General features: G+C 53.2%; 1 protein-coding gene. It reads left to right on the top strand.

The genetic code is table 11. The features are described 5' to 3' along the window. Nucleotides 1–577: hypothetical protein (locus J536_RS24665; RefSeq protein ID WP_212750240.1), on the top strand; the 577-nt coding region annotated here is incomplete at both ends.

Genomic DNA, 577 nt, shown 5'->3' with positions numbered 1-577 from the left:
TGACTCTGATTCTGATAGCGACTCTGACTCTGACAGTGACTCTGATTCTGATAGCGACTCTGACTCTGACTCTGACAGTGACTCTGACTCTGACAGTGACTCGGATTCTGACAGCGACTCGGACTCTGACAGCGACTCGGACTCTGACAGTGACTCGGATTCTGACAGTGACTCCGACTCTGACAGCGACTCAGACTCTGACAGTGACTCGGATTCTGACAGCGACTCGGACTCTGACAGTGACTCGGATTCTGATAGCGACAGTGATTCTGACTCTGACAGCGACTCAGACTCTGATAGCGATTCTGACAGTGACTCGGATTCTGACAGTGACTCCGACTCTGACAGCGACTCGGACTCTGACAGTGACTCGGATTCTGACAGCGACTCCGACTCTGACAGTGACTCGGACTCTGACAGTGACTCGGATTCTGACAGCGACTCTGACTCCGACAGCGACTCTGACTCTGACAGTGACTCAGACAGCGATTCTGACTCGGACTCTGATAGCGACTCGGATTCTGACAGCGACTCTGATTCCGACAGTGACTCAGACAGCGACTCGGACTCTGACAGC

The organism is Acinetobacter sp. 809848 (genome assembly GCF_000581275.1).
Taxonomy (GTDB): domain Bacteria; phylum Pseudomonadota; class Gammaproteobacteria; order Pseudomonadales; family Moraxellaceae; genus Acinetobacter; species Acinetobacter pittii.
Note: the sequence above shows the minus strand (reverse complement) of the source record. Positions and strands in the feature narration are given on the sequence as shown.